The organism is Corynebacterium sp. USCH3 (genome assembly GCF_037619475.1).
Lineage (GTDB): Bacteria > Actinomycetota > Actinomycetes > Mycobacteriales > Mycobacteriaceae > Corynebacterium.
On the sequence record NZ_JAQPZT010000003.1, the window covers coordinates 1 to 23,716 of the forward strand.

22 protein-coding genes are annotated in these 23,716 nt (G+C 67.2%); 16 read left to right on the forward strand and 6 right to left on the reverse strand.

Going from position 1 to position 23,716, the window contains the following annotated elements; translation table 11 throughout:
- From PQI66_RS06165 to PQI66_RS06175, 3 genes are all read left to right on the forward strand, one after another.
- Nucleotides 1-335: GNAT family N-acetyltransferase (locus PQI66_RS06165; protein WP_339996830.1), on the forward strand; the 335-nt coding region annotated here is incomplete at its 5' end.
- Complete coding sequence (locus PQI66_RS06170) at nt 332-802, forward strand: carboxymuconolactone decarboxylase family protein (RefSeq protein ID WP_339996832.1); 471 nt, start codon at nt 332-334, stop codon at nt 800-802. The genes PQI66_RS06165 and PQI66_RS06170, both read left to right, overlap by 4 nt.
- A 94-nt stretch (nt 803-896) precedes the next feature.
- Nucleotides 897-2,021 (forward strand): hypothetical protein, encoded by a 1,125-nt coding sequence (locus tag PQI66_RS06175; protein WP_339996833.1) that lies wholly within the window; start codon nt 897-899, stop codon nt 2,019-2,021.
- 13 nt (nt 2,022-2,034) lie between these two features.
- Here PQI66_RS06175 and PQI66_RS06180 read toward each other — a convergent pair whose 3' ends face one another.
- Nucleotides 2,035-2,700, reverse strand: coding sequence for a hypothetical protein (locus PQI66_RS06180; RefSeq protein WP_339996834.1), 666 nt, complete (start codon nt 2,698-2,700; stop codon nt 2,035-2,037).
- Between the two features lie 195 nt (nt 2,701-2,895).
- The gene (locus tag PQI66_RS06185; protein WP_339996835.1) at nt 2,896-3,861 is read right to left on the reverse strand and encodes a GlxA family transcriptional regulator; all 966 of its coding nucleotides are present in this window, start codon (nt 3,859-3,861) and stop codon (nt 2,896-2,898) included.
- Between the two features lie 70 nt (nt 3,862-3,931).
- Here PQI66_RS06185 and PQI66_RS06190 point away from each other — a divergent pair, with 70 nt between their 5' ends.
- Nucleotides 3,932-5,236, forward strand: coding sequence for an MFS transporter (locus PQI66_RS06190; protein ID WP_339996836.1), 1,305 nt, complete (start codon nt 3,932-3,934; stop codon nt 5,234-5,236).
- Nucleotides 5,237-5,278: 42 nt separating this feature from the next.
- On the opposite strand, the gene aceA is transcribed toward PQI66_RS06190, so the two are convergent.
- Nucleotides 5,279-6,571, reverse strand: a complete 1,293-nt coding sequence (aceA, locus tag PQI66_RS06195) for an isocitrate lyase (RefSeq protein ID WP_339996837.1) — start codon at nt 6,569-6,571, stop codon at nt 5,279-5,281.
- A 441-nt stretch (nt 6,572-7,012) separates the two neighbouring features.
- Here aceA and PQI66_RS06200 point away from each other — a divergent pair, with 441 nt between their 5' ends.
- The 3 genes from PQI66_RS06200 (at nt 7,013) to PQI66_RS06210 (ending at nt 12,754) form a co-directional block, all read left to right on the forward strand.
- Entirely contained in the window at nt 7,013-9,208 is a 2,196-nt protein-coding gene (locus PQI66_RS06200; RefSeq protein WP_339996838.1) for a malate synthase G, read from the forward strand.
- 151 nt (nt 9,209-9,359) lie between these two features.
- The gene (locus PQI66_RS06205; protein ID WP_339996839.1) at nt 9,360-10,109 is read left to right on the forward strand and encodes an HAD family hydrolase; all 750 of its coding nucleotides are present in this window, start codon (nt 9,360-9,362) and stop codon (nt 10,107-10,109) included.
- Entirely contained in the window at nt 10,106-12,754 is a 2,649-nt protein-coding gene (locus tag PQI66_RS06210; protein ID WP_445228008.1) for a glycoside hydrolase family 65 protein, read from the forward strand. Before PQI66_RS06205 ends, PQI66_RS06210 begins: the two co-directional genes overlap by 4 nt.
- Here the strand turns inward: PQI66_RS06210 and PQI66_RS06215 are convergent.
- The 3 genes from PQI66_RS06215 to PQI66_RS06225 form a co-directional block, all read right to left on the reverse strand.
- Nucleotides 12,717-13,136, reverse strand: a complete 420-nt coding sequence (locus tag PQI66_RS06215; RefSeq protein WP_445228009.1) for a dihydrofolate reductase family protein — start codon at nt 13,134-13,136, stop codon at nt 12,717-12,719. The genes PQI66_RS06210 and PQI66_RS06215 overlap by 38 nt on opposite strands.
- A 225-nt stretch (nt 13,137-13,361) precedes the next feature.
- A complete protein-coding gene (locus tag PQI66_RS06220; protein WP_339996840.1) occupies nt 13,362-14,003 on the reverse strand; it encodes an ABC transporter ATP-binding protein in 642 nt (213 codons plus the stop codon).
- Entirely contained in the window at nt 14,000-14,995 is a 996-nt protein-coding gene (locus PQI66_RS06225) for an ABC transporter permease (protein ID WP_339996841.1), read from the reverse strand. The genes PQI66_RS06220 and PQI66_RS06225 overlap by 4 nt, the downstream gene beginning before the upstream one ends.
- A 145-nt stretch (nt 14,996-15,140) precedes the next feature.
- Between PQI66_RS06225 and PQI66_RS06230 the strand changes: the two genes are divergently transcribed.
- The 9 genes from PQI66_RS06230 to PQI66_RS06270 all read left to right on the forward strand — a co-directional run bounded on the left by PQI66_RS06230 (nt 15,141) and on the right by PQI66_RS06270 (nt 23,598).
- Nucleotides 15,141-16,424 carry a sensor histidine kinase gene (locus tag PQI66_RS06230; protein ID WP_339996843.1) on the forward strand — a complete coding sequence of 428 codons (1,284 nt, stop codon included), beginning with the start codon at nt 15,141-15,143 and terminating at the stop codon, nt 16,422-16,424.
- A gap of 11 nt (nt 16,425-16,435) precedes the next feature.
- A complete protein-coding gene (locus tag PQI66_RS06235) occupies nt 16,436-17,047 on the forward strand; it encodes a response regulator transcription factor (RefSeq protein WP_339996844.1) in 612 nt (203 codons plus the stop codon).
- Nucleotides 17,048-17,164: 117 nt separating this feature from the next.
- On the forward strand, nt 17,165-17,908 hold the full coding sequence (locus PQI66_RS06240) for a succinate dehydrogenase cytochrome b subunit (protein WP_339996845.1): 744 nt from the start codon (nt 17,165-17,167) through the stop codon (nt 17,906-17,908).
- 47 nt (nt 17,909-17,955) lie between these two features.
- Nucleotides 17,956-19,992, forward strand: a complete 2,037-nt coding sequence (locus PQI66_RS06245) for a fumarate reductase/succinate dehydrogenase flavoprotein subunit (protein ID WP_339996847.1) — start codon at nt 17,956-17,958, stop codon at nt 19,990-19,992.
- Nucleotides 19,992-20,741, forward strand: a complete 750-nt coding sequence (locus tag PQI66_RS06250; RefSeq protein ID WP_339996848.1) for a succinate dehydrogenase/fumarate reductase iron-sulfur subunit — start codon at nt 19,992-19,994, stop codon at nt 20,739-20,741. Before PQI66_RS06245 ends, PQI66_RS06250 begins: the two co-directional genes overlap by 1 nt.
- 122 nt (nt 20,742-20,863) lie before the next feature.
- Nucleotides 20,864-21,196, forward strand: a complete 333-nt coding sequence (locus tag PQI66_RS06255; RefSeq protein WP_339996849.1) for a hypothetical protein — start codon at nt 20,864-20,866, stop codon at nt 21,194-21,196.
- Nucleotides 21,197-21,361: 165 nt separating this feature from the next.
- Nucleotides 21,362-22,699: a DUF445 domain-containing protein gene (locus PQI66_RS06260; protein WP_445228014.1), complete on the forward strand. Its 1,338-nt coding sequence runs from the start codon at nt 21,362-21,364 to the stop codon at nt 22,697-22,699.
- A gap of 33 nt (nt 22,700-22,732) precedes the next feature.
- Nucleotides 22,733-23,035: a DUF2516 family protein gene (locus PQI66_RS06265; protein WP_339996851.1), complete on the forward strand. Its 303-nt coding sequence runs from the start codon at nt 22,733-22,735 to the stop codon at nt 23,033-23,035.
- Complete coding sequence (locus PQI66_RS06270; protein WP_339996852.1) at nt 23,032-23,598, forward strand: 2-deoxyribose-5-phosphate aldolase; 567 nt, start codon at nt 23,032-23,034, stop codon at nt 23,596-23,598. Before PQI66_RS06265 ends, PQI66_RS06270 begins: the two co-directional genes overlap by 4 nt.
- The last annotated feature ends 118 nt before the right edge of the window (nt 23,599-23,716 follow it).

The window sequence follows — 23,716 nt, forward strand, 5'->3', positions numbered from 1 at the left end:
ACGACGGCAACGACGGCAACGACGGCAACGACGGCAACGACGGCAACGACGGCAACGACGGCAACGACGGCAACGACGGCAACGACAACGGCGGGGCAGGCGACCGCATCTTCTTCCACACCACCGTCGGTGACGACTACGCAGGCCGTGGGCTCGCCGGCATCCTTGTCGACGAAGCCCTGGCAGACACCCGGTCGCAGGGGAGGACCGTCGTTCCGGTGTGCCCGTACGTGCGTTCGTGGACGGAGAAGCATCACTGGGACGGGCAACTACGCATGCCTGAGGGCCGTGACCTGGCCGCGGTCAGGGCGCACACCACAGGCGGTGACCGATGACCCGGCGACCGTACATCGACAAGATCCACCCCGACATCTACCGTGCCTTGAACGGGACCGTACGCGCTGCGCGTAAGAGCTACGCCGACGTGGGCCTCCCGGTGGCGCTGGTGGAACTGGTCAACGTCCGGGTGTCGCAGATCAACGGCTGTCCGACGTGCCTGAGCGTGCACATTCCCACCGCCCGTGAGGCCGGTGTCGACCAGTTGCTCATCGACCTGCTGCCGAGCTGGCGGCAGGACAACTCCGGAGTGTTCACCGCATCCCAGCGCGCAGCGCTGGAACTTGCCGAGGCGCTGACCGAGCCGCAACCGGGGACCGGGCGTACCACGGTGGAACAGGCCGTCGTCGACGCCGGTCGTGAGTTCGACGAAGCCCAGCTCAGCGCCCTTCAGTGGGCGATCATCCTGATCAACGCCTACAACCGGGTCTCCATCGGATCCGGACATCCGCCGGTGGGGAGCTGAGGCGACAGCGGACCGTCTTTCCGGCGGAGCCCCTGCGCAGGTACGATTCACGCCATCACCTCGGACGTACGGAAGCAGGAGAGACGATCTGGTCATGGGCGGAACCTCGGACATCATCACCGTCGGCGTCATGGTCGACCGGGGGCTTCCGGAGAAACGCGTCCGAAAGGTCCTCGAGAAACTCGGGGTGCATCCCGACGAAACGGATCTCAGTGACGACGACCTGGAGGCTCTCGGCCTGCCGCGGGTGGAGATCCGCACCAGCACGCTGCCCATGGGGCTCGACGGCAGCGTCCGCCTGTCCGACAATGCGGCGGGCATCCTCGACAGCCACGGTTGGCACCGCATGATCTACGTGACCGACCTGCCACTGACGACCCGGCGACCGGTCATCAGCCAGACCGTGTACCGTGGGCGGGTCACCATGCTGTGCCTGCCGGCATTCGGATTCCTGCGGGCGCAGGAGGGTTTGCGTCAGGAACTCAGCCGGCTGCTGCGCAGGAAGCCCGCCGGGGCAGGCGTCCTCGAGGAGATCTCCGACTCCACCGATATCGAGGGCGGTGACTCCGAGGCGGACACCACCCGGGTCATCGACGGTTGGGGCCGGTCGTTCCGTCTCCTGCTCGGAATGGTCGCCGGAAACCGGCCGATCGAGCTCTACAGGGTGCTCACCGGTTGCCTCGCCATCGGTATCGCCACCGGCGCGTACGGGATCTTCTATGGGTCGATGTGGCAGATGTCGCACACCATCTCGTTCCTGCGCATGTTCGTGATCAGCATCGTGGCGGTGGGTGCCCTGACGTTCTGGCTGATCTACCACAACGGTCTCTGGAACCGGTGGCCCGGACGCGAATCCGACAGTGTGGCGCAGTGGCGTGCCCGCATGGACAACAGTGCAACACTCGTGACGGTCCTGATCGCCGCCGCGTTGATATACACCACCGTCTTCCTGGTCCTGCTGGTGTTGTCGATGGTCATCGTGGACACGAACTACTTCCGCGCGCAGGTCAACGACGAACCTTTCCCCTGGGGCTACGCGAAGTTGGCCTGGCTGACTGCGTCGTTGGGCACGATGGCCGGGGCGATCGGCTCGAGCTTCGACAACGACGAGGCGATCCGCGAGGCCACGTACAACCGACGAGAGCACGTCCGCCGTCAGATCACGGGCCTGTACGAGGACAAACCCCCGACGCGTTTCCGCGACCGGAAGCGCCGGTAGGTCGGCCGGAATCTCAGAGTGAACCTGATGTGAGGGAGCCGAGGATCCCGGGCGAGCCGACCGGATCGGTGTCACCGTCACCGTTGCCGTCATCCCCGCCGGGGACTGCCAGCGAACCCTCTTCGTGACCTTTGGCTACCTCGTCACCTCTGAGGGGGTGTGTGACCTCGTAGGTGAACTTCAGTTGGTACTGGTCAGGGCGGGGATCGACCGAAGAATCATCGGTGCAGAACACCAGTCTGATCGAGAAGAGTTGTTCTGTGGAGAATCCGTCCGTCGCGAACACGAACTCGCCTGTAGACGGTTTTGCGCCGTCGCTGAAGAGACCCCCGTGGCTTACGCTCGTTCCGGAGCCGCCGGCCTCGTCCAAGAGCGTCGCCACGTGGGGTATCGACGCGCCGCCGGGCGGTAGGGGGCACATGCGGATATTGTCCGACCAGTCAAGTGTGTAGCTGAAGTTGTGCACGCCGAAGTTCATGTGTGACACGGGAAAGACGAGCGTCCATTCGACAACCTCCCCGGCGTCATACGTGAAACCAGTGACATTCATGGGTTCCGTGGAGAGTGTGCCGACGAGGCTGATCCTGTCATCGGCTGCGGCAGCGAGCGGGGTCGACAGTGTGGTCGCTGCTGCGATCATTGCAGCGCAGAGGGCTGTCGCGGGTCGTCCGATCTTCATGTGCCCGGGTCCTTCCGGATCGTGATGTCGCGCCGTGGTGACCTGGCAGGGGCCCGGGTGTGGTCGGTGTCGGGTGCTCGGGGCGAGGATAGCGGTGCTGTCGTCACCTCATGCTACTTTGCGGTGAGAAACAATGATGAGCCCCCATAAATGGGGGCTTCCGTGGTGGGGATTCCGGGGGTCGTGGCATCACCGTCAAGCGCTGGTGAAACGGCGGCGGTAGTCGCTCGGTGTCGTCCCCGCCTCCGCCCGGAGGCGGGCCCGTAAGGTCGCCCCCGTCCCGAAACCGACACTCTGCGCAATCGTGTCGACCGTCAGGTCGGTGGACTCCAGCAGCTCCTGACACCGGCGCACCCGCTCCCGGGCCAGCCACCGGGCAGGGGAGAGGCCCGTCTCCTCGGCGAAGCGACGGGCGAACGTCCGCGTACTCATCCGCGCATGCCCGGCGAGCTGGCCCACGGTCAGACGCCGGTCCAGTCTCTCCAACGCCCAGTGCTGCGTCGCCGTCGTGCCGGCACCACCCTGCGACGGAGACGGCCAGCTGATGAACTGGGACTGGTCGCCGTCCCGGTGCGGTGGAGTCACACAGTGACGCGCGACCTCATTGGCCACCCGCCACCCCGCGTCAGCGCCCACCACATGGAGACACAGGTCCAACCCGGCGGACAGGCCCGCCGAGGTCAGCACCCGGCCCTCGTCGAAGAACAACGCGGTCTCGTCCAACCGCACCAGCGGGTAGAGACGACGGAACTGTGCCGCGGTCTGCCAGTGCGTCGTCGCCCGTAGTCCGTCCAGCAGCCCTGCCGCGGCCAGGCCGAAGGCACCCGTGCACAAGGACACCACTCGGGCATCGTCCGGAATGCGCTCGAAGGCCGCGCGGGCAGCCGGGTCCAGGACCCCCTCCCGACGCAGACTGCGACGCAGAGTCCCCGGGACGACGACCGTGTCTGCGGTCTCCAGCGCCTCGAGCTCTGCACCGCAGGCCAGCGCAAACCCGTCGGCGCACTCGGCCGGACCCGGATCCGCCGAACACACGGACACCCGGTAGAGCTTCTCCCCGGCGGCGTTGCGGGCAGTGCCGAACACGAGCGGGGGGATCGTGGCGTCGAACCCGATGACCGGAGGCAGTAGCAGGACCACGACATGATGGGTGGACGTCATGGCAGAATACTTGCACATATTGTCACTCCTGCCAATAGTCAGCGGAGACCGTCAACGGCAGACTGAGTCCATGACGCTCATGACGCAACGCTCCGCCTGGTACCCCGTCACCGTCCTGGTGGCCTTCGCCGCACTGCTCGCTGCGGCGGGTTTCCGTTCCGCGCCCGGCGTCCTCATGGACCCGCTGCACAGCGAGTTCGGCTGGTCTCACGGCACGATCAGCGGTGCGGTGTCGCTCAACCTCCTGCTCTTCGGACTCTTCTCGCCCTTCGCCACCTCGCTGATGGAACGGTTCGGTGTCCACCGGGTCGCAGCAGTCGCGCTGGGTGTGGTCGGTACCGGGAGCGCGCTGTCCGTGTTCGTCAGTGAACCTTGGCAGCTGTGGATACTCTGGGGGTTCCTTATCGGGGCGGGGACCGGGGCGGTGTCCATGCCCTTCGCCGCCCTGGTCGCAGGCCGCTGGTTCACGCAACGACGAGGCCTGGTCTCCGGCATCCTCACCGCAGCCAGCTCCACCGGGCAGCTCGTCTTTCTCCCGCTGCTGGCGCATCTGGCGGGACGCCACAGCTGGCAGGCGGCGTCCCTGGTGATCGCCGCCGCAGCCGTGTTGGCGGCGCCGGTGGTGTTCCTGGTGCTCAAGGACCGGCCGCAGGACGTCGGCCTCGTGAGTTACGGGCAGACGCAGGACGTCGGCGGAGCTCCGGAACGTCCGGCGATGACGGCCCTGGGGAGCCTGCGGTTCGCGGCCCGGCGCCGGGAGTTCTGGCTGTTGGCCGGGACGTTCGCTGTCTGCGGTGCGACCACCGTCGGGCTGGTCGGCACCCACTTCGTGCCGTCCGCGCACGACCACGGCATGCCCGCCACCACCGCGGCCAGTCTGCTCGCGGTGGTCGGGATCTTCGACATCCTCGGCACGCTGGCCTCCGGGTGGCTGACCGACCGGATCGACCCCCGCATTCTCTTGGTCGCCTACTACGGACTGCGTGGACTGTCCCTGGTGCTGCTGCCGATGCTGATGGGCCCGGTGGTGGAGCCGCCGTTGTGGGCGTTCATCATTTTCTACGGGCTTGACTGGGTGGCGACGGTGCCGCCGACGATGGCCCTGTGCCGGGAGCACTTCGGACAGGCCGGCCCGGTGGTGTTCGGCTGGGTCTTCGCCAGCCACCAGCTCGGCGCCGGGATCGCGGCAGCCGGCGCCGGGGTGATCCGTGACAGCACGGGGAGCTACGACGGGGCGTGGTTCAGCGCCGCCGCCCTGTGCGGACTCGGGGTGGTGCTGTGCCTGTGCATCCGACGGGCCGGGCGCAGAGGGGCAAGTGGTGCGGACGCAGACGAAGACCGGCCGGTCAGCATCACTGCTGACCGGCCGGTCTGATCCTCAGTCAGGAACCGGTGGGGCGGGGAGCCCCGGCGGGTCCTAGAACTGGGTCTCCTCGGTGGAGCCCTTCAGGGCGGTGGTGGAGGAGTTGGGGTCCACGGTGGTGGCGACCCGGTCGAAGTAACCGGCGCCGACCTCACGCTGGTGCTTGACGGCGGTGAAGCCACGCTCCTCGGCGGCCTTGAACTCGCGGTTCTGCAGGTCGACGAAGGCGCTCATCTGGTTGCGGGCGTAGCCGTGGGCCAGATCGAACATGGAGTAGTTCAGGGCGTGGAAGCCGGCCAGGGTGATGAACTGGAACTTGAAGCCCATCGCGCCGAGCTCGTTCTGGAACTTGGCGATCTCGTCGTCGTCCAGGTGGGCGGACCACTTGAAGGACGGGGAGCAGTTGTAGCTCAGCAGCTGGTCCGGGAACTCGGAGCGGACGCCCTCGGCGAACTTCTTGGCGAGCTCGAGGTCCGGGGTGCCGGTCTCCATCCAGATCATGTCGGCGTACGGAGCGTAGGACTTCGCACGGGCGATGCAGGGCTCGAGGCCGTTCTGGACGTAGTAGTAACCCTCGGCGGAGCGCTCACCGGTGAGGAACTTCGCGTCGCGCTCGTCGACGTCGGAGGTCATCAGGGTGGCGGCCTCGGCATCGGTACGGGCGATGACGACGGTCGGGGTGTTGGCGACGTCCGCTGCCAGGCGAGCGGAGTTCAGGGTACGGACGTGCTGCTGGGTGGGGATCAGAACCTTGCCGCCGAGGTGGCCGCACTTCTTCTCCGACGCGAGCTGGTCCTCCCAGTGGGTACCGGCGGCACCGGCCTTGATCATGGCCTTCTGCAGCTCGTAGACGTTCAGGGCGCCACCGAAGCCGGCCTCACCGTCGGCGACGATCGGGACGAGCCAGTTGTCGATGGAGTCGTCACCCTCGACGCGGGAGATCTCGTCGGCACGCAGCAGGGCGTTGTTGATGCGGGAGACCACGGCCGGCACGGAGTTGGCCGGGTACAGGGACTGGTCGGGGTAGGTGTGACCGGAGAGGTTCGCGTCACCGGCGACCTGCCAGCCGGAGAGGTAGACAGCCTTCAGTCCGGCGCGGACCTGCTGGACAGCCTGGTTACCGGTGAGGGCACCGAGGGCGTTGATGTAGCCGTCGCCCTCCTGGGTCACGGCGTCCCACAGGATCTCGGAGCCGCGGCGTGCGAGGGTGTGCTCCTCGACGACGGTGCCCTGGAGCTCGGCGACCTGCTCGGCGGTGTAATCGCGGGTGATACCCGACCAGCGGGGGTTCTCGTCCCAGTCCTTCTGGATTTCGGCGGCGGTACGTGCCTGTCCGACGTTCGACATGTAAGTAGTCACTCCCTTTAAGTGGTGAGAGGTTGGCGGTAACGGCGCTCTACCCGGCTCACGTTCTCTCCGGGTCGGCTGGCTACGAGAATACCGATGGAAAAGGGCACGTCAAAGGGTTTGGGTGTTCCAGGTAACACCGGGGGTAGCGCCAAAAACGGTTCACCCCTGTTCTCTATATGCGGGACAAAACTTCTCACTATGTGGACACAACGGCCCACTTGCAGGGGTTACGTGCGATCCTCGTCACGTAAGGTATGCCTTTATAGCGATCATGGAGCCACGGAACAGTCTCCGAATATTCCCACCTGTGGGGGTGATGTATCTACTGGTACCCACAGTTGCTCGTCGTCGGTGACCTGGCTCACCTAGTCTGGTCGTACACCGACGGGCGTCCCGCCGACGTCCGTCATGCGAGTCCCATTTACGAAGGAGCAGTCAATGACGTCACAGTCCCAGCAGACGGAACGAGTCACCGCCGGAGGCCTCCAGGTCTCCGCGACCCTCTACAACTTCGTGACCGACACGGTTCTGCCCCGCATCGGCGTCGACGCGGAGACGTTCTGGGCTGGATTCGGCGAGATCGTCGCCACGCACACGCCGCGCAACCGCGAGCTCCTCGCCGTCCGCGACGACCTGCAGTCCAAGCTCGACCAGTGGTACACCGAGCACCCCGGCACGCAGGACGCCGAGGAGTACACCGCCTTCCTCAAGGAAATCGGCTACCTGGTCGACGAGCCCGGTGACTTCGAGATCACGACGCAGAACGTCGACACCGAGATCTCCGAGACCGCCGGCCCCCAGCTCGTCGTCCCGATCCTCAACGCCCGCTTCGCCCTGAACGCCGCGAACGCCCGCTGGGGGTCGCTCTACGACGCCCTCTACGGCACCGACGTCATCCCCGAAGACAACGGCGCCGAGAAGGGCAAGGGCTACAACAAGGTCCGCGGCGACAAGGTCATCGCCTGGGGACGCGACTTCCTCGACCAGGCCGTGCCGCTGGAGTCCGGTTCCCACGCCGACGTCGAGAAGTACGACGTCTCCTCCGACCGCTTCGTCGCCGTCATCGACGGCAAGGACGTCCACCTGCAGGAGCCCGAGGTCTACGCGGGCTACGCCGGTGAGAAGAACGACCCGTCGGGCGTGCTGCTGCGCCACAACGGCCTCTACCTCGAGATCCAGATCGACCCGTCCCACCCCGTCGGTGCCGACGACAAGGCCGGGGTCAAGGACATCCTCATGGAGTCCGCCGTCTCCACCATCATGGACTTCGAGGACTCCGTCGCCGCCGTCGACGCCACCGACAAGACCCTCGGCTACTCCAACTGGTTCGGCCTGAACACCGGTGAGCTCAACATCGAGGTCTCCAAGGGCGACAAGACCTTCACCCGCGAGCTCAACGACGACCGCACCTACACCGGACGCGACGGCGAGGAACTGCGCCTGCACGGCCGCTCCCTGCTGTTCGTCCGCAACGTCGGCCACCTGATGCAGAACCCCGCCATCCTCGACGCCGACGGCGAGGAGATCTTCGAGGGCATCATGGACGCGGTCATCACCACCGCCTGCGCCATCCCCGGCACCGACCTGGACAACCCGCGCCGCAACTCCCGCACCGGTTCGATCTACATCGTGAAGCCCAAGCAGCACGGCCCGGACGAGGTCGCCTTCACCGGCGAGCTGTTCTCCGACGTCGAGGACCTCTTCGGTCTGCCGCGCAACACCCTCAAGGTCGGTGTCATGGACGAGGAGCGCCGCACCACCGCCAACCTCGACGCCTGCATCGCCGCGTCCGCCGAGCGTCTGGCGTTCATCAACACCGGCTTCCTCGACCGCACCGGCGACGAGATCCACACTTCCATGCTCGCCGGTCCGGTGGTTCGGAAGCCGGAGCTGCAGACCGCCGCCTGGAAGCTCGCCTACGAGGACAACAACGTCGACGCCGGCCTGGCCCACGGGCTGCCCGGTAAGGCACAGATCGGCAAGGGCATGTGGGCCAAGACCGAGCTGATGGCCGACATGATCAAGGAGAAGATCGGCCAGCCGAAGGAAGGTGCGACGACTGCGTGGGTCCCGTCCCCGACCGGTGCGAGCCTGCACGCCACCCACTACCACCTCGTCGACGTCTTCGCCGTCCAGGAGAAGCTGCTCACCGACGGCCGCCGTGACACCCTCGGAGACATCCTGACCCTGCCGGTGCAGCCCGAGGCAGGCTGGAGCGAGGAGCAGATCAAGGAGGAGATCGACAATGACTGCCAGTCGCTGCTGGGCTACGTGGTCCGCTGGGTCGAGCAGGGTGTCGGCTGCTCCAAGGTGCCCGACATCCACGACATCGACCTGATGGAGGACCGCGCGACCCTGCGCATCAACTCCCAGATCCTGGCCAACTGGCTCAAGCACGGCGTGGTCACCGCCGAGCAGGTCGAGGACGCGTTGAAGCGCATGGCCAAGATCGTCGACGGCCAGAACGCCGGTGACCCGGAGTACCGCAACATGTCCGACGACTTCGACGCCTCCGTGGCCTTCCAGGCAGCCAAGGACCTGGTCTTCAAGGGCACCGAGTCCCCGGCCGGCTACACCGAGCCGATCCTGCACGCGCGTCGCCGCGAGTTCAAGGAGAAGAACGGCATCGCGTAAGCGGTACCCGCATCACCCGGCAACCCCGGAGGTCGGTTCCGCCGACCTCCGGGGTTGCTGCGTCCGGCGCCGGTCGTGCACAGCAGACGCCCGCCCGGCGCACTATCATTGGCCCCCTGACACGACCCCCACACCGAGGAGCCCGCCCGGGATGACAGACCTGAGAACCTTCGACGCCGTCCTGTTCGACCTCGACGGCGTCATCACCCCCACCGCGGACCTGCACCGCGCCGCCTGGGCGGCCATGTTCACCGACTTCCTCGCCCACCGGGATGCCGCGCCCTACACCGAACAGGACTACTACGACCATCTCGACGGACGGTCACGCGAGGAGGGGGTGCAGAGCCTCCTGACCGCCCGCGGGATCGACCTGCCCCACGGCGACCCGGCCACCGCCACCGCCGCCGACGACACCGTCCTCGGGCTCGGGCTGCGCAAGAACCGGGACTTCCTTCGGGTCCTCGAGCAGGGGATAGACGCCTACCCGGGATCCGTGGTGCTGCTGGACGAGCTCACGGTACCCGGCGCTCCCCGGACTGCCATCGTCAGTTCGTCGAAGAATGCCCGGCAGGTGCTCACCGCCGCCGGACTGATCGACCGGTTCGAGCTCATCGTCGACGGCGCCGTCGCCGCCGCGGAGGGCCTCCCCGGTAAGCCGGCCCCCGACACCTACCTCTACGCCGCGCAGACCCTCGGCGTCGACCCGTCCCGCGCCGTCGTCGTCGAGGACGCCATCTCCGGGGTCGCCTCCGGACGCGCCGGCGACTTCGGTCTCGTCGTGGGCGTCGACCGTGGTGCCGGGCGTGACGCACTGCTCGAGGCGGGGGCGGACGCTGTCGTCACCGACCTCGCCGACCTTGCTGACCTGACCACCGACGAATCCGGAGACAACGCACGATGAGCGGAAATGACGCGACCGACGGCAGCGGAACGAACGGAAGCCGCCACACCGCCCTGGAGAACTTCCTCGACCAACGTCGACGGGTGGCCTCCGTGGTCAACCGGCCGATCGACGCCGCGGACATGGCCTCCGCCGCCGCCGACGAAGACGGGCTGTTCCCCTTGGGGTACCGTGCCGACCAGCACCACCACGACACCGACCCGACCGAGGGCATCGACCGGCAGAACAACCCGGTCGACGAGTGGGGCTGGTACGAGAAACGGCCCGAACGCACGTCCCTGGGGCTCACGGAGAGTCACTTCGCGCTGAGCAACGGCTACCTCGGCGTCCGCGGCACCCCGCCGGAAGGACGGGACTCGCACGCCCACGGCACCTTCATCAACGGCGTCCACGAGACCTGGCCGATCTCCCACGCCGAGGACGCCTACGGACTCGCCCGTGAGGGTCAGGCCATCGTCCAGGTGCCCGACGCCAAGACCGTGCGCATCTACGTCGACGACGAGCCGCTGCGCCTGTCCCAGAACGAGGTCGAGGACTACTCCCGCGGCATCGACTTCCGCGACGGTGTCCTGCGCCGCAGCTTCATCTGGCGCACCCCGTCCGGCAAGCGCGTGCGCATCACCAACGAGCGCATGGTGAGCTTCAACGAACGCCACCTCATGGTCACCAGTACCGAGATCGAGCTGCTCGACGCGCCCGCCGCCGTGGTCGTCTCCTCGCAGATCCTCAACCGGCAGGACGGTGAGGACGAGTACTCCACCGTCATCGACCACACCGGTACCACCGCCGACGGCCCGGTCGGGGTGGGGGACGGGGCCGACCCGCGCAAGGCCGAGCAGTTCAAGGAACGCGTGTTCATCCCCACCTACCAGGCACAACCGGAGGACGAGCGGGTCACCCTCGGCTACCGTGTCAACCATTCGGGGATGACCGTCGCGGTGAGCATGGACCACCGGATGGAGCTCACCGGAGCCGACGAGCACGGCGACCATCCCGTCGACGGGGTGGAGGTGCACACCGAACTGCGTGAGGACGTCGCCCGGGTGGTCTACCACATGGCCGGACGCACCGGCATGAAGCTGCGTCTCGAGAAGTTCATCTCCTACCACTCGTCACGGCATGTCGCGGCGGACGAACTGGCGTTCCGCTGTGCACGCACCATCAACCGGGCCAAGGCCGTCGGGTTCCGTGCCCTGCAGCAGCACCAGAAGGACTGGCTGGCGGACTTCTGGGACCGCTCCGACGTGCGGATCCCGGGCCGTCCCGAACTCCAGCAGGCCGTGCGGTGGAACATCTTCCAGCTGATCCAGGCGTCCGCCCGTGCCGAGACCCAGGGCGTTCCGGCCAAGGGGCTCACCGGCTCCGGTTACGGCGGACACTACTTCTGGGACACGGAGATCTACGTGATGCCGTTCCTGACCTACACCAACCCCGGGTTCGCGCGGAACGCGATGCGCTTCCGCTACAAGATGCTGCCCGCCGCCCGTGAGCGTGCCCTCGAACTGTCGCACGACGGCGTCCTGTTCCCGTGGCGCACCATCAACGGTCACGAGTCCAGCGCCTACTACGCCGCCGGGACCGCGCAGTACCACATCGACGCCGACGTCAGCTACGCCCTGATGAAGTACATCTACGCCAGCGGCGACACCGACTTCCTGCTGGACGAGGGCATCCACATCCTCGTCGGCACCGCCCGGTTCTTCATGTCCCTCGGGTTCTTCAACTCCTCGGGCACCCGCTTCGAGATCCACTCGGTCACCGGGCCCGACGAGTACACCACCGTGGTGAACAACAACCTGTACACAAACGTCATGGCGCAGTACAACCTGCGGGTGGCCGCGGAAGTCGTCCGGCAGATGAAGTCCGACCGGCCCGGCGCCTACCGCGACATGATGCGGCGCACCGGCCTCAGCGAGGATGAACTCGACCTGTGGGACAAGGCCGCCGACGCAATGTACATCCCCTTCAATGAGTCGACCAGGGTCAACCCGCAGGACGACCAGTTCATGCAGCGCCAGCTGTGGACCCTCGACGACCCCGAGGTCGGGCCGAAGCGTCCGCTGCTGCTGCACTACCACCCGCTGACGATCTACCGGTACCAGATCCTCAAGCAGGCCGACGTGGTGTTGGCGCTGTTCCTCCAGGGCTCGCAGTTCGACGCCGAGACCAAGAAGCGCGACTACAACTACTACGACCGGCTGACCACCGGTGACTCCTCGCTGTCCGCGGTGGTGCAGTCGATCATGGCCGCGGAACTGGGGATGCACGACAAGGCGCTGGACTTCTTCCACCGCGGACTGTTCATCGACCTCAACAACCTGCACGGCAACACCGCCGACGGTGTGCACATCGCGTCCTGCGGCGGGGTGTGGAGCTGCCTGGTCTACGGTTTCGGCGGCTTCCGCGACCACTACGGGCAGTTCACCATCGATCCATGTGTGCCGGAGGAGTGGGGTGGCCTGGAGTACTCGGTCACCCTGCATGGCCGGACCGTGCGGGTGTCCGTCGCCGACGGTTCGGTGACCCTGCGGACCGCCGACGATTCCCCGGAGGTCGTCGGACCGATCACCGTGTGCGGGGAGGAGACGATGGTCAGCGCCGAGCCGGTCACCGTGTCCGGGGAGACGCTGCTGCGGGCGGAGTAACGGGCCGGAAGCGGTGCGCGACGGCTCCCGAACGGAACGTCCGGCGGTCCACCAGTTCGAGTTCCGTGCTGTCGTGCAGCCCCGACATCAGGGTCGGACCACGCCCGGCGAGAACCGGATGCACGACGAACACGTACTCGTCGATGAGCCCCAGGTCCGCCAGTGCGCGCGGTAACGTCACCCCGCCGGTGAGCAGCCCGTCGCCCGGCTGCCCCTTGAGCCGTAGCACCTCGTCACGCAGCGTTCCCCGTACCAGTTCGGCGTTCCAGTCGACACTGCGCAACGTGGTCGACACAACGTACTTCGTCGCCCGGTCGATGGTCTCGGCGAAGGGGATCTCCCAGTCCTCCATCCAGTCGGGCCATCCACCGTCCGCCGCCATGCGGACTCCATCATCTCGTAGACCACCCGACCGTAGAGCAGGGCGTCGGCGCGCTGGATCTCGGTGGTCCAGAAGTCCATCGACTCCGTGTCCGGCGGCAGGCCCTCCTCGTGGTGGCAGCAGCCGTCGAGGGTGACGTTGACGGCGTAGCGTAGTGGTCTCATCGCGGTTCCCTCTGTGCCGGTGGCTGACGGTCGTCGGTGTCGGCCATCGAGGCTACTCCGGTCACGACACCAGCTGCCCGTCGCGCATCTCCACCACGTGGTCGGCGTGATCGAGCAGGCTGCGGTCATGGGTTACCAGGACGGAGGCCAGGCCACGCTCGGTGGTGAGGTCCCGCAGCAGCTCCACGATCCGGTGTGACAGGGCGTGGTCCAGGGCCGAGGTCGGTTCGTCGGCCAGGAGCAGCGACGGATCACCGGTCAGTGCCCGGGCGATGTTCACCCGCTGTCGCTGGCCGCCGGACAGCTGGTGGATCCGGCGGTCACCGAACCCCTCCAGGCCGACGCGCGTCAGGAGGCTGTCGGCGTGCCGACGTCGATCCCTGGTGATCCGGGTGCCGCGGATACGGTCGGTGACCAGCAGTTGTTCGCGCACGGTCAGGGCAGGGAGCAGGTTCGCCGACTGGAAGACCATGCCGGTGGAGCCGTGGACGTCCACTGCACCGGTGTCGGGGACCGACAGCCCGGCGGCGACCGACAGCAGGGTGGACTTGCCGGACCCGGATTCCCCGACGACGGCGGTCAGTTCGCCGGCGTGGGCGGAGAAGTGGACGTGGTCCAGGGCGGCGACTGTGCGGTCGCCGTCCGGGTACGTCACGGACACGTCGTTCAGGGACAGGATCGTGTGGCCTGTCGTGAGAGTCATGCTGAAGCTCCTAGTGCGAGGTGGGGGTCAACGGTGGATACGCGGCGCATGGCGACCAGGGAACCGAGCAGGCCGAGCAGTACCACGCCGAGCGGTGGCAGCAGAAAGGTCGCGGCTGTGGAGGCGAAGGGTACGGTGCCGACGGCGAGCAGCCCCAGGACCGTCCCGGTCCCGGCACCGAGAAGCACGCCGGCCGCGAGGATCACCGCCGCCTGACCGAGAGCGTCGCCGACGACATAGCGCCGCGAGGCGCCAAGCGCGCGGAGTACGGCGATGTCGCGGGTGCGCTGGACCGTCCACACGCTGAGGAACGCCACGACGACAAGCGCGGAGATCCCGTACAGCAGTCCCTGGATCGCCAGCAGGGAGCCGCGTTCGGACTGGTAGGCGGGGAGGGCGGTGAAGGAGTCCCCGACGGTGGTGGCCACGGTACCGGTGGAGTCTCCGGCGGCGTCCCACTCGTCGTCGCTGAGGTCGGCGGTGGCCATGAGCACGGTGGGGGAGGACGCCCCGGTCCTGTCCTTCCAGGTGTCCAGGTCGGCCCAGACCACCGCCTGGTGGTTCATGTACTCGGTCTCCGCGGTCCCGCCGAGGCTCCCGGGGAACAGTAGTCCGTGGTCGGGGACCTGGCCGCCGGGGACCGGGGTTCCGGCAGGCAGGCCCATCAGGGTGACTGCCTCGGCGGTCCCGTCGACGTCGAGTCGGGTCGCCGCGATACCCAGCGGAATGATCTCCGCGTCCGGTCCGGCGGCGTCCTGCCAGGCCCGCCCGTCCTGCGCGGTGACCGACGACGACGTGAAGGACAGGTCCCCGTCGGAGGAGAAGATGTAGCGGTCCGGTCCCAGGGCTTTCAGGGCGGAGGTGTTCTGGTCGGCGAGGCCACCGGTCAACCCGGTGAGCATGACCAGTAGCAGCGTGATCAGGGCGACGACTGAGGTGATCAGTGTGAAGCGACCCTTGGCCGCGACGATGTCTCTGAGGCCCAGGTACATGGGCGTCCTCCTGCGATGGTCGGGTGGATGATGTGATGTCATCCTCGCCCCGTCCGGTGTCCCCGGACATCGACCGGAGACCTTATTTCCGGATCAACCGATCGGTCGATGCCGGAGCCCTGCAGCGCGCCTAGGCTCGGGGGTCGTGAATCCGCATTCGTCCCTGCCCCGGATCCTCGACACCCTGCGCATCGCCCTGCATGTGGTCTTCGCCGCGTTGGCGGGGTTCGCTCTGGTGCGTGTGATGGTGGACGTGACCGGGGACGCGGCCTCCTCCCGCGGCGTGGCAGCGGCCGGGGCGATCACCCTCCTCGCCGGGGTGTACCTGGCCGGCACCGTCGTCGAGAAGCGTGTCGCCGATGGTCGGGCGGCCCGTGACCTGTGGCCGGCGGCGCTGTGGTGGCTGTTGGCGTTACTGGTGCTGTGGACGGCCGCGACGGCGTTGAGCCATCACGCGGTGTGGCTCCTGTTCCCGCTGACTTTCCTCATTCTCGCGGTCCTTGACATCCACGGACACCGGGTGGGTATGACGTTCGGTGCTGTCCATGTCGGCGTCCTGCTCCTGGCCTGGGCGGTGGGGGCCTTCGTTCCCCCGGTGACCGGTCAGGGTGGGGGAGTGGCTGCGGTGGTCGGTCCCGGGGTCGGCGTCGTGTTCGCTGCAGGGGCGTACTGGACCTACCGGGCACTCACCGCGGAAGCGGAACGTCAGCGTGCGACAGCCGACGAACTGCGTCGGACCAGGGACCGTCTCCTGGCCACCGAGAAGAACGCCGGACGCCTGGAAGAGCGGGAGCGGATCTCACGTGACATCCACGACACGCTCGCCCAGGGGTTCAACGCGGTCGTTCTGTTGTCGCGGGCGGCGACGACGGCGGTGAGACAGCGGCGTGAGGACGACGCGGTGAATCAGCTCGCGTTGATCGAGAGGACCGCCGGGGACAACCTCACCGAAGCCCGTACACTGATCCGGGACCTGGCCACGGGGCTGCCGGATACGCCGGTGGAGCCGGTGGAGGACGCGTTGCGCCGTGTCGTGGATGACGTCGTCGCCACACAACGGGCGCTCGGTGACGGCCTGGACATCGAGTTGACCGTCGGCGACGAGGTGGAGGAGCACGTCCTGCCTGCTGCCGTGCAGGACGCCCTGGTCCACGTGGTGAAGGAGTCGTTGACCAACGTCGTCAAGCACGCCGATGCGCGGGTGGTCCATGTGCGGCTCGCGGTCGAGGACGGGGTCCTGGTGCTGGACGTCGACGACGACGGCCGGGGCATCGACCTCGCCGAGGTCACCCGCCCGTCCGGCGACGGCTACGGGCTGACGGGGATGCGGCTGCGTGTGTCGGAGGTCGGTGGTGACTTTGACGTCCTCACCGGCAGCGGCACGTGTGTGTCGGTGAGGCTCGGCCTGCCTCGGGGGGCACAGCGGTGACCGTGCGGGTGATGCTCATCGACGACCACCCTGTCGTCCGCGCCGGGCTGCGCGCCATCCTCGACAGCTTCGATGACGTGACCGTCGTCGCCGAGGGTGCCGACGGTGCCGATGCATACCGTGCGGTGGAGGTCGGCGCCGATGTCCTGGTCATGGACATCCAGATGCCGGGAGTGGACGGGATCGCAGCCACCCGCGACAACACCGCGGCGGGCGGGCCACCGGTGCTGGTGCTGACGACCTACGACACCGGCCACCACATCACCGACGCCCTGTCGGCCGGTGCGGTCGGCTACCTGCTCAAGGATGCCCCGGAGGACGTCCTGCACCGGGCGGTGCTCGACAGTGCGCGGGGACGTCGGACACTGCCCCCGGCCGTCGCGGCCACACTGGCCGAGTACGTCGGCCGGGCAGGACACGCCGGGGACGCGCTCTCGCGCCGGGAGACCGAGATCCTGGCGCGGCTCGCGACCGGGGCCGGCAACCGGGAACTCGCGGAGCACTTCGTGATCTCACCGGCCACCGTGAAAACTCATCTGATACATATTTATCAGAAGTTGGGGGTCGGGAACCGGACGGCAGCGGTGGCGGAAGCGCGGGCCCGGGGGCTGATCAGCGGCTGATACCCGGGACATGGTGGGCGGACCTGCCGGACGGGTGTGATCTTCTTCACGGCGGCGGGGGTCGGTTGGTACTTGCCACTCTCAGGGTCGTACAGTGTCTATGACACTGGAGGTGCCATGACTGTTAAATACGACGATCCCGCTGCAATCGAGCACGGGAAAATTTCCATCAAACCGTTGAGGGAGAAGCCGGGCTTCCCCTCCTGGGCGATGAAGCTGACGATGGCCGTGACTGGCATCATCTTCGCCCTCTACGTCCTCGTCCACATGGTCGGAAACCTGAAGGTCTACACAGGTGCCGACCACTTCAACGAGTACGCAGGCTTCCTGCGGAGCATCGGTGAGCCGCTCGTCCCGCACGAGGGCTTCCTGTGGATCGCCCGCGTGGTCCTGCTCGCTTCGCTGATCCTGCACGTGTGGTGCGCTTTCGCCCTGAAGAAGCGGTCCCGCGAGTCCCGTGGCCGGTTCCGGCGCACGGCCAAGGTGAAGGGGTGGAACACCTTCACCGCCGGCTCCATGCTGGAGACCGGCATCATCCTGCTGCTGTTCATCATCTTCCACATCCTGGACCTGACCATCGGTGCGGAACCGGCGGCAGCGACCGCGTTCGAGCACGGTGAGGTGTACGCCAACCTGGTGGCCTCCTTCGAGCGCCCGGTTGTCGCGATCTTCTACATCCTGTGCATGGTCGTTCTCTTCCTGCACCTGAGCCACGGTATCTGGACCGCATCCTCCGACCTCGGTATCACCGGTCACCGGACGCGTCAGGTCATGCTGTGGATCGCCTACCTGCTGCCCGCGGTCGTCATGATCGGCAACATCTCCATCCCGCTGATGGTGATGTTCGGCGTGGTGGATTAGTCCCGGACGTCAGCGAACAAAAGGGACCTAGGAAGAGAGAAGAGACTATGGCAATCAGCAAGCCCCACCCGCACAACCAGACCGAGGACTTCAACTACGACGAGGCTCTGCAGGCCTTCGCCGCCCCGAAGTCCAAGGTCGACGGCGTGTCCGTCGGTAAGGTCATCGGCGACAACGCCCCCCACGAGGTCGGTCAGCAGCACCAGTGGCAGTTCGACAAGGAGCACTTCAAGCTCGTCTCGCCGCTGAACCGTGCGAAGTTCCGCATCCTGATCGTCGGCACCGGCCTGGCCGGTGGCGCCGCCGCCGCCGCACTCGGTGAGCTCGGTTACGACGTCAAGGTCTTCACCTACCACGACAGCCCCCGCCGTGCGCACTCCATCGCCGCACAGGGTGGCGTGAACTCGTCGCGGTCGAAGAAGCTGGACAACGACTCGACCTACAACCACACCAAGGACACCGTCAAGGGCGGCGACTACCGGTGCCGTGAGAACGACTGCTGGCGTCTGGCCATGGAGTCCGGCAAGGTCATCGACCACATGAACGCCATCGGTGCCCCGTTCTCCCGCGAGTACGGCGGAACCCTGGCCACCCGTTCCTTCGGTGGTGTGCAGGTCTCCCGGACCTACTACACCCGAGGCCAGACCGGTCAGCAGCTGCAGCTGGCCACGACCTCAGCGCTGTATCGTCAGATCGGTGCCGGCAACGTGGAGATCTTCACCCACTCCGACGTCCAGGACATCATCGTCGAGGACGGCGTGTGCAAGGGCATCGTCACCCGCAACATCATCACCGGTGAGCTGTCGACCCACACCGGTCACGCCACCGTGCTGGCCACCGGCGGGTACGGCAACGTGTACCACATGTCCACGCTGGCCAAGAACTCCAACGCCAGCGCGATCATGCGGGCCTACGAGCAGGGTGCCTACATGGCGTCCCCGTCCTTCGTGCAGTTCCACCCGACCGGCCTGCCGGTCAACTCGGACTGGCAGTCCAAGACCATCCTGATGTCGGAGTCGTTGCGTAACGACGGTCGCATCTGGACGCCCACCACCAAGGGCGACGAGCGTCACCCCAACGACATCCCCGAGGACGAGCGCGACTACTTCCTCGAGCGCCGGTACCCCGCCTTCGGCAACCTGGTCCCGCGCGACATCGCCTCCCGTGCGAACGCGCAGCAGATCAACGCCGGGTACGGTGTCGGCCCGAAGAAGAACTCGGTGTACCTGGACCTCACCCACGCCATCGCGAAGCTGGGCGAGGACACGATCCGTGAGCGCTACTCCAACCTCATCCAGATGTACGAGGAGGCCATCGGCGACGACGCCTACAAGGAGCCGATGCGCATCGCCCCGACCTGCCACTACACCATGGGCGGGCTGTGGACGGACTTCCACGAGATGACCTCGATCCCGGGCCTCTTCTGCTCCGGCGAGTCATCCTGGATGTACCACGGCGCCAACCGTCTGGGCGCGAACTCACTGCTGTCGTCCTCCGTCGAGGGCTGGTTCACCCTGCCCTTCACCGTCCCGAACTACCTCGCCCCGCTGCTGGGTCAGGAGGCCCCGGAGGCGGACTCCGAGGCGGCCCAGGCTGCGCTCAAGCGCACCGAGGACCGCATCGAGAAGATCCTCAACATCCGTGGTCCCAACCCGCATGGCGCGGAGTACTACCACCGTCAGCTCGGTGAGATCCTCTACCGCTGCTGTGGTGTGGCCCGCACCGTCGAGGGCATGCAGTCCGGCATCGACGAGATCCGGAAGGTCCGCGCCGACTTCTGGGAGAACGTCTTCGTGCCCGGCGGCAAGGACGAGATGAACCAGCAGCTCGAGAACGCCATCCGCGTCGCCGACTACCTGGATCTCGGCGAGCTCATGTGCGTCGACGCCCTCGACCGTGACGAGTCCTGTGGCGCGCACTACCGCGAGGATCACCTCGACGACGACGGCGAAGCCGAGCGTAACGACGACGAATGGTGCTTCGTCTCCGCCTGGGAGCCGGGCGAGAAGCCGGAGACCTTCACGCGTCACTCGGAGCCGCTGTACTTCGACCGCATCCCGCTGATGACAAGGAACTACAAGTAATGAAACTGCATCTTGAGATCTGGCGTCAGGCGGACCACACCTCGGAGGGCCACTTCGAGACCGTGGAGGTCCCCGATGCCGAACAGGAAATGTCCATCCTCGAGCTCCTGGACCACGTCAACTCGACGTACGTCGAGGCCGGCAAGGAGCCCTTCGCTTTCGCGTCCGACTGCCGTGAGGGTATCTGCGGCACCTGTGGCCTGACGGTCAACGGCCGCCCGCACGGTCCGGACAAGAACAAGCCGGCCTGCCAGCAGCGCCTGTACAGCTTCAACGACGGTGACAGCATCAAGCTCGAGCCGCTGCGCTCCGCGGCGTACCCGGTGATCAAGGACATGGTTGTCGACCGGTCCGCACTGGACCGCGTCATGGAGAAGGGCGGCTTCGTGTCCATGGCCGCCGGCACCGCCCCGGACGCCGACAGCCTGCTGGTCAACCACGAGGACGCCGAGCTGGCCCTCGACCACGCAGCCTGCATCGGCTGCGGTGCCTGTGTGGCCGCCTGCCCGAACGGCGCGTCCCACCTGTTCACCGGCGCCAAGCTGGTGCACATGACCCTGTCGCCGCTGGGGCGTCAGGAGCGTGGCCGCCGGGCGAAGAACATGGTCGACGAGGCGGAGGGTACTTTCGGTCCCTGCTCCCTCTACGGTGAGTGCGCCGACGTCTGCCCGGCGGGTATCCCGCTGACCGCCGTCGCCGCGATCACCAAGGAGCGGGCCCGCGCCGCGATCCGCGGCAAGGCGGACTAGCGACGCCGGGCCCTCCCGTCCGGCGCACGGGTAGGCCCCCGGCTACACCCGTGCGCTAGACTCATGTTGTCACCCGGGCACAGGAAGGCGCCGGGCACACCGAAAGACGAAAGAGGATAACGATGTCCGCTGATCTCGACACCAAGGGCAAGTTCTCGGCCTCGCCCGACTACCTTGACGGCTACGTGCCGTCGAGCTGGGATGCACCGCACTCGTCGCTGCAGCGCGGCGTGACCTGGCTGTCCATGGGGCTGCTGGTGGCCGCGGTCGCCATCATGGGCGTCGGGATCTTCGGCTTCGCCGCCTACAGCGTCGACGCCCAGGAGCACGGTGTCACGATCGGCATCGTCGGCTGGGCCGTCGGTCTGGTGCTGCTTCTCGCGGCTTTCCTCGGAATCCGCATCGGTCGCAGCGGTACGCGTGCGTACCGTAAGGAGACCGGTCGCGTCTACTAGGTCCATGCACCTCCAGCGGGCCTGGTAGCACCCACCGTCTCCCCAGCGCCCTGCGCCACACAGCCCCCTGTCCCTCCCCGGTCGTCCCCGCGGAGGACAGGGGGCTGACGCATGTCCGGGGTATCCGGAGCCGTGGCGGGAGCCGTGTCCGGCACAGGTGGAATAATGGGCGGGGTGACATCCCCCGAGAACACCAGACCCACCGCCGACCGGGACCACCGGCTCGCCGTCCCCGGACCGTCCCCGGAGTCCGAGGCGGAACGTCGCCGCGACCTGCGACGCCACAAGGCCTTCGCCACCAGTCTCCTGGTCATCGCGACCCTGATCTACCTGGTGTGTCGCTGGCTGGAGGCCACCGGACGCGACGGTGGCTGGACCGGCTACGTCCGGGCGGCGAGTGAGGCCGGCATGGTCGGCGCACTGGCGGACTGGTTCGCCGTGACCGCACTCTTCCGGCACCCGTTGCACATCCCCATCCCGCACACCGCGATCATCAAGCGGAAGAAGGACCAGGTCGGCCACGCACTCAGCTCATTCGTCGGCGAGAACTTCCTCAACGCCGCCCTGATCACCGAGAAACTGCGGCAGGCCAGGATCCCGGAACGCGCCGCAGACTGGGTCCTGGACGCCGGCGGTGCCGAGCGCACCGGTGCCGAGGCCTCCCGGTTGATCGACCTGGTGGTCAACGGGGTGGATCCGGCAGAGGCGGAGCAGCTGCTGCGCACCCTGGTGATCGACAAGGCCTCCGAACCGACCTGGGGCCCGCCGTTGGGCCGCGGGCTCGAACAGCTCATCAGCGAGGGGCGCACCGAACCCGTCGTCGACGCCGTCGTGGTCTGGTTGGACGACAAGGCCCGCGACAGCGAGGACCTCATCGTACGGCTGCTGGACGAGCGCACCCCCAGCTGGGCGCCGAGATTCGTCCGCGACCTCGTCGGGGACAGGGTCTACCGCGAGGTCGTGCAGTTCACCGGCGACGTACGCAGTAACCCGGAGCACGAGGCACGCCACGCCATCCGCCGGTTCATCGGGCAACTCGCCCAGGACCTGCAGCACGATCCGACGATGATCACCCGGGTCGAGAACCTCAAGGGCGACATCATGAACTCGCCCACCGTCCAGGCGCTGCCCGGCACCCTGTGGGAATCGGTGCGTTCCACCCTGACGACGATGGCACGCGACGAGGACTCGTTGCTGCGCACGAAGATCGTCGCCTGGGTGTCGGCCTTCGCCACCCGCGTGCGCACCGAGGAGGAACTCCGTGACTCGCTGGAGAAACGCATCGTCGGAGCGGCGTCCTACCTCGCGGAGAACTATGCGGGGGAGGTCACCGGCATCATCGGCGAGACCGTGGAACGCTGGGACGCCGACGAGGCCAGCGACCGGATCGAATTGATGGTCGGCAAGGACCTGCAGTTCATCCGTGTCAACGGCACCGTCGTCGGGTCACTGGCGGGCCTGACGATCTACACGGTCTCCGAGGTACTGTTCACGCTGTTCTGAGCACGGGACAGGAGTCCGATAGAATCGGGAGCCATGACTCAGTTCCTCAACCTGGCTTTCTACTCCGTGAACCTGCTCCAGATGGTCTTTCTGGTCCTGGTGGTCATCGGTGCGATCTGGGGAGCGATCCAGGTGGCGATGACCAGGGACGACGCCTTCACGGTCATCGACCGGTCGAAGCAGAACTGGCTCCTGCTGCTCGGTGGGTCGGCGCTGGCGATGCTGCTGATCGGTCTCTACGTCTCCATGGTGTGGATCATCGGTGCCGTGATCGTGGGCATCTACTGGCAGGACATCCGTCCCGCCATCCGCGACGTGCTCGGCAACGCCCAGTGATCGACCGCAGCACGACCGAACTGACCCTGCTCGACCCGGCCTGTACCCGGGCTGACGCTGCCGCCGTGATCGCCCGCGCCGTGGAGGGGGGTTGTGCTGCGGTGTGTCTGCCGCCCACGCTGTTCCCGTTGCGTGATGTCCCGGAGGGGCTCCGTCTCGTGTCCGTCGCCGGGCACCCGTCCGGAAAACACCATCCGTTGGTCAAGGCCAGTGAGGCGCACATGGCCGTCGTCAACGGGGCACACGAGGTGCACGCCGTCCTGGACGCCGCGAACGTGGTCGCCGCCGACCTCAACGCCATGATCAGTGAAATCGTGACCCTGCGCGAGGCCGTCCCCTACCCGGCCATGCTGCGGGTGTCGCCGGGGGAGGGCGGACCCGACCTCGACGACGACCAGCTGCGGGCCTTCTGCCGGGCCGCGGTGACCGCCGGAGCGGACACGGTCGCCGCCCGGTCCGGGGACCAGGCCGCCGTGATGCTGGATGCGGTGGCTGGGACGACCGTGACCGTGTCATCCCCCGACCGTCTCCCCGGCGTCGCGCGGGTCACGGTCCCTTCCTGAGCCGGTGTCTCCCCCGGGGCTCCCCGGAGCCAGCTGGAAAAGTCTGTCCCCGTGCACCGGATTCCGACTATCCGGTGCACGGGGACAGACTTTTCCGGGGAACTGGGGTCGTGGGGTA

What these genes read in the sequence shown, in the direction of transcription:
- PQI66_RS06180 (WP_339996834.1), bottom strand. Translation starts at nt 2,700, where the DNA reads ATGAAGATCGGACGACCCGCGACAGCCCTCTGCGCTGCAATGATCGCA.
- PQI66_RS06185 (WP_339996835.1), bottom strand. Translation starts at nt 3,861, where the DNA reads ATGACGTCCACCCATCATGTCGTGGTCCTGCTACTGCCTCCGGTCATC.
- PQI66_RS06260 (WP_445228014.1), top strand. Translation starts at nt 21,362, where the DNA reads ATGGGCGGGGTGACATCCCCCGAGAACACCAGACCCACCGCCGACCGG.
- PQI66_RS06175 (WP_339996833.1), top strand. Translation starts at nt 897, where the DNA reads ATGGGCGGAACCTCGGACATCATCACCGTCGGCGTCATGGTCGACCGG.
- PQI66_RS06210 (WP_445228008.1), top strand. Translation starts at nt 10,106, where the DNA reads ATGAGCGGAAATGACGCGACCGACGGCAGCGGAACGAACGGAAGCCGC.
- PQI66_RS06190 (WP_339996836.1), top strand. Translation starts at nt 3,932, where the DNA reads ATGACGCTCATGACGCAACGCTCCGCCTGGTACCCCGTCACCGTCCTG.
- PQI66_RS06170 (WP_339996832.1), top strand. Translation starts at nt 332, where the DNA reads ATGACCCGGCGACCGTACATCGACAAGATCCACCCCGACATCTACCGT.
- PQI66_RS06250 (WP_339996848.1), top strand. Translation starts at nt 19,992, where the DNA reads ATGAAACTGCATCTTGAGATCTGGCGTCAGGCGGACCACACCTCGGAG.
- PQI66_RS06225 (WP_339996841.1), bottom strand. Translation starts at nt 14,995, where the DNA reads ATGTACCTGGGCCTCAGAGACATCGTCGCGGCCAAGGGTCGCTTCACA.
- PQI66_RS06240 (WP_339996845.1), top strand. Translation starts at nt 17,165, where the DNA reads ATGACTGTTAAATACGACGATCCCGCTGCAATCGAGCACGGGAAAATT.
- PQI66_RS06205 (WP_339996839.1), top strand. Translation starts at nt 9,360, where the DNA reads ATGACAGACCTGAGAACCTTCGACGCCGTCCTGTTCGACCTCGACGGC.
- PQI66_RS06200 (WP_339996838.1), top strand. Translation starts at nt 7,013, where the DNA reads ATGACGTCACAGTCCCAGCAGACGGAACGAGTCACCGCCGGAGGCCTC.
- PQI66_RS06215 (WP_445228009.1), bottom strand. Translation starts at nt 13,136, where the DNA reads ATGGCGGCGGACGGTGGATGGCCCGACTGGATGGAGGACTGGGAGATC.
- PQI66_RS06220 (WP_339996840.1), bottom strand. Translation starts at nt 14,003, where the DNA reads ATGACTCTCACGACAGGCCACACGATCCTGTCCCTGAACGACGTGTCC.
- PQI66_RS06255 (WP_339996849.1), top strand. Translation starts at nt 20,864, where the DNA reads ATGTCCGCTGATCTCGACACCAAGGGCAAGTTCTCGGCCTCGCCCGAC.
- PQI66_RS06265 (WP_339996851.1), top strand. Translation starts at nt 22,733, where the DNA reads ATGACTCAGTTCCTCAACCTGGCTTTCTACTCCGTGAACCTGCTCCAG.
- PQI66_RS06235 (WP_339996844.1), top strand. Translation starts at nt 16,436, where the DNA reads ATGCTCATCGACGACCACCCTGTCGTCCGCGCCGGGCTGCGCGCCATC.
- aceA (WP_339996837.1), bottom strand. Translation starts at nt 6,571, where the DNA reads ATGTCGAACGTCGGACAGGCACGTACCGCCGCCGAAATCCAGAAGGAC.
- PQI66_RS06245 (WP_339996847.1), top strand. Translation starts at nt 17,956, where the DNA reads ATGGCAATCAGCAAGCCCCACCCGCACAACCAGACCGAGGACTTCAAC.